We start from the raw sequence: 4,009 nt of genomic DNA, 5'->3' as shown, positions 1-4,009 counted from the left end.
CGTATGAAAATGCTCGGGATTCATCCGTTATGAGTTTCGAATGCGATGGCCCTGGATCGGCCCCTCTTCCTGGATTGGTCTGAATTTCGAGCAGGGAGTAATTAATGGTGGCATAATTCGCACACAATATGCGGTCAGATATAACGTATCGCTCAAGTTGGAGTCCTTTTTGGGAGAAATCGTGAAAAGAAAAGCAATCCTTATCGGAAATACGCGCAAGTTGGAAGGTGTCCAGATTGATATTGACAAGACGCGGCGGTTCCTTTGCAGCCCCATTGGCGGTGCATGGCATTCAAATGAAATTGAAATTCTTGAGAACCCTGGCAAAGCCCAATTGCTGAATCAGTTGAAGGTGGCCAAGCAACAGTCTTTCGATTTTGCATTTGTTTTATTTAGTGGCCACGGCGCCCACCAGCGCCAAACCGTATTAGAGATTAACGGTTACGGAGAAACCATAACCGAATCAGATCTGCTTGAGATCGCCCCCCGGCAAGTGAGCATTTTTGACTGCTGTCGAGGCGTAATCCAAGAGAGTGTTCGAAAGTCAGTCGCGCTTGACTCGCTTAGCGCCTCCTTTTCCGAGTCGTCTGTCCGGTACCGATATGACAATCGTGTAATGCAGGCGTTGCCGCAGCAGGTACGCCTCTATTCGTGTGCTGTCGGAGAGTTTTCCTACGATACTGCGAATGGTGCGATATATCTTGGACACCTGATGGATGCCGCAAAAGCACTCGAATACGGGCATGAATTCAAGACTGTAGAAACCGCACACGCTGAAGCACGAGCGAATACGATCAGATCTAGGACGGGAGGATCTCAGCAGCAAACGCCAGAAGCCACTCTTCCCAAGTGCATAACCTCTCAACAACTGATTATTTCTCTACGCCCATGAGCGAGCCCACGTTGGTCTCGAATGGCAATACCCGAGTTGCAAAGGAGCACTACTCGCTAAAAGCAGGTGATATAGATCCTGAACTCAACAAGAAGATTTACGAATTGGTTTTGAATGCTGACGAATTCGTGGTCTACGTTGCTGAAGATCTTACGGTCCAATGGCGAACAACAGATCAGCATCTACAACCGCAGCATTGTGGAGAGGTGCTGGGCCGAGCAGCCGTCCTTGAGGCGCAGTCACAGTTTATTTTGGACCGCAAGATTCTTGCACCGATTCGGCTTCAGATTGCAGAGGCCATCGCACGGTGTTTTGCCGGCAATTCGAAGGCTGACTCAATGTTGCTGCTGCATGAGGTAAAAAAGCAACTGGGCGCTCGAAACAAAGAGGTCGCTTGGCTTTGGTACTTCACGGCAGCCTACGCCATCACCGGGATTTGCGTTTTTCTGCTCTGCCTTTTTTGGATTTATCGTCAGCCGTTAACCAATTTTTGGGGTACTACCGCGTTTGAGGTGATCCTTGGATCGCTATGCGGCCCCCTTGGTGCAATACTGTCTGCAACGAGCCGTGCGCGGCACTTGGTACTTGATGCCAATGCTGGGCGCACAATCCTTTGCCTAGAGGGGCTATCCAGAATTGGAGCCGGAATTATTGGTTCGGCATTTATTGGCTTGGCGCTCAAAAGTGGCATGATCATGGGCGGAGTAGAGTTTGCTGGTAGCAAGACCGCTTTGTTGTTAGCTTTGTGTACGGCAGCAGGAGCAAGCGAGCGACTTATACCTTCGTTAATCAGCGCATTCGAGCGTACTGCTCTCGATACCGAACAACACGCTAACAATATCGGCTCTAGAGCCGATATCGGTGCCCCTCCTGACAAAAGCACATAGGCCTAGCCGCTTGCTCTCGGAAAAACAGGCATAGATCATCGGAATTTGAGCAATGCCATCCAGCTCCAATACAAGTTGTCGAGCTTTTATCGTTGGACTGATTTTTTGAAAAGGCGCGAGACGTACCCCGTCAGCGCCTTTTTTACGTCAGCAACAAAGGCATTGACGAAACGGCAGGCCGCGCCGAAGTCCAAACACGATGCCGGGCTTCGAATTCCGTTTTGTCCTTGACTACCCATTTCGCCAATTTGCTGCTAGGAGTCTGCGCGGCAGAAGCGGAGTCGGGTCAACAAGACGAACAGTGAGCGCGTTTGATAGAGATGGCTACGACTTACCTCCCCTACGATCCGACCCAGACGCTGCTGCTGCCCCCTGCATTGCAGGAATGGCTTCCGGAAGGGCATCTGGCCTACTACATCAACGACACCGTCGATGCGCTGGATTTGAGCGCCTTCCATGCCCGCTATGCCGGAGGCGGGCCACGCAACCAGCCGTTCGATCCGGCAATGATGGTCAAGGTACTGCTCTACGGCTACGCGACCGGCGTGTTCTCCTCGCGCAAGATTGCCCGCAAGTTGCATGAGGACGTGGCCTTCCGGGTGCTGGCGGCAGGCAACTACCCGAAGCACCGGACGATCTGCGACTTCCGGGCGCTGCACCTGAAGGAGCTGGCGGCGCTGTTCGTGCAGGTGGTGCAACTGGCGCGCGAATGCGGGTTGGTCAAGCTGGGCACGATTGCCGTGGACGGCACCAAGATCAAGGCCAATGCCTCGCGCCACAAGGCGATGAGCTACCGGCGCATGCGCGAGGAGCAGACCGAGCTGGAAGGGCAGATCAGGGCGCTGCTCGATCGCGCCCAGGCGTTGGATCGGAGCGAACGGGACGAACCGGAGCTGGATGTACCGGCGGAAATCGCGCGGCGGGAAGCGCGGCTGGCGGTGATCAAGGCGGCGCGCGAGCGCCTGGAAACCCGTCAAGCCGACCTGGATAAAGAGAAGGGGCGCGATCCCCAGGACGCGCGGCGGCCCAAGGGCAAAGACGGCAAGCCTAAAGGCGGCCGCTACAAACGGGACTTCGGGGTGCCTGAAGACAGCGCCCAGGAGAGCTTCACCGACCCGGACAGCCGGATCATGAAGCGTGCCGGCGGTGGCTTCGACCAAAGCTACAACGCGCACACGGCGGTCGACGACACGGCCCAGATCATCGTTGCGGCCGAACTGACCAACAATGCGGCCGACGCCGACCGGCTACCGGTGCTGCTCAAGGCCGTCAATGCCAACCTGAAGCGCAGCCCAGGCACGGTCCTGGCCGACACGGGGTTCCGCTCGGAGGACGTGTTCGCGCAACTGGCCGCCGGGCCAACACAAGTCATCGTGGCCTTGGGACGGGAGGGGCGCGCGCAAGTGAAGATCGACGCCGCCAAGAATCCCTACACCGCGGCGATGGCGGCCCACCTGCAAACCGACGAGGCCAAGGCCGCGTACCGAAGGCGTAAGGCGATCGTCGAGGCGCCCAACGGCTGGATCAAGAACATCCTCGGTTTCCGCCAATTCAGTTTCCGAGGCCTGAGCAAGGTCCGCGACGAGTTCCGGCTCGTCTGCTTGGCGTTGAACTTGCGGCGGATGAGCTACCTGGTGACGGCGTGAGGGCCATGAACAGGCAATTCGGTCATGTCGCGCTTGCGCGGCCCTCCACATCGAGGGGTGCGCCGCATTTCGCCCAACCTCCGACCCGATGATCTGCCGCCCCCCATCCACCCCATTACGCTTGCACGGCACGACATTCCGCTCGGAATGCTTCTGCCGCGCAGACTCCTAGTCGGGACGGCTTTGTTGTTTGGAGCGGTCGTCGCATTGGACCGGTGCGAGCGCCAGCAAAGGCCGAACTGCTGTCTGTTCGTTTCTTGAGCAGATGACTGCTCCACATCTGCTACCAGCCGTCGAGCCATTTGTGAGAAAAATTACCGCATTGGGCCGATAGCCAAACCTCCGCCTACCTCGCCGCAAAGCCCTGCCGAAGTAGCGGCTCAGTCAATCCAGTTCAAGGTCGGGTTAGCGCAGCGCGACCCGACACCCGACCTACGCAATTCGCCGTATTCCGGCGCTGGCCCGGCATCCGTAATCTGGATGCTGTACTGCACAAACAGCGGAAAAAACCATGCGCCGACTCATCATTCTAAAGCCGCGCGCGATAAACGCTGAGGGTGAGGTGCGATAAATGGGAGGTCCGC

3 protein-coding genes are annotated in these 4,009 nt (G+C 56.6%); all 3 read left to right on the top strand.

The annotated features are described in order from the left end of the window. The first annotated feature begins 40 nt into the window (after window positions 1–40). The 3 genes from Q1W26_RS09840 to Q1W26_RS09830 all read left to right on the top strand — a co-directional run bounded on the left by Q1W26_RS09840 (window position 41) and on the right by Q1W26_RS09830 (window position 3,425). Window positions 41–892 (top strand): caspase family protein, encoded by an 852-nt coding sequence (locus Q1W26_RS09840; RefSeq protein ID WP_300439192.1) that lies wholly within the window; start codon window positions 41–43, stop codon window positions 890–892. Continuing rightward, window positions 889–1,779 carry a hypothetical protein gene (locus tag Q1W26_RS09835; protein WP_300439189.1) on the top strand — a complete coding sequence of 297 codons (891 nt, stop codon included), beginning with the start codon at window positions 889–891 and terminating at the stop codon, window positions 1,777–1,779. Before Q1W26_RS09840 ends, Q1W26_RS09835 begins: the two co-directional genes overlap by 4 nt. A 320-nt stretch (window positions 1,780–2,099) precedes the next feature. Continuing rightward, on the top strand, window positions 2,100–3,425 hold the full coding sequence (locus Q1W26_RS09830; RefSeq protein ID WP_300439186.1) for an IS1182 family transposase: 1,326 nt from the start codon (window positions 2,100–2,102) through the stop codon (window positions 3,423–3,425). The last annotated feature ends 584 nt before the right edge of the window (window positions 3,426–4,009 follow it).

Source organism: Zoogloea sp., from assembly GCF_030157465.1.
Classification (GTDB): domain Bacteria; phylum Pseudomonadota; class Gammaproteobacteria; order Burkholderiales; family Rhodocyclaceae; genus Zoogloea.
The sequence above is the reverse complement of the archived record's forward strand: the minus strand, read 5'-3'. Positions and strand labels throughout refer to the sequence as shown.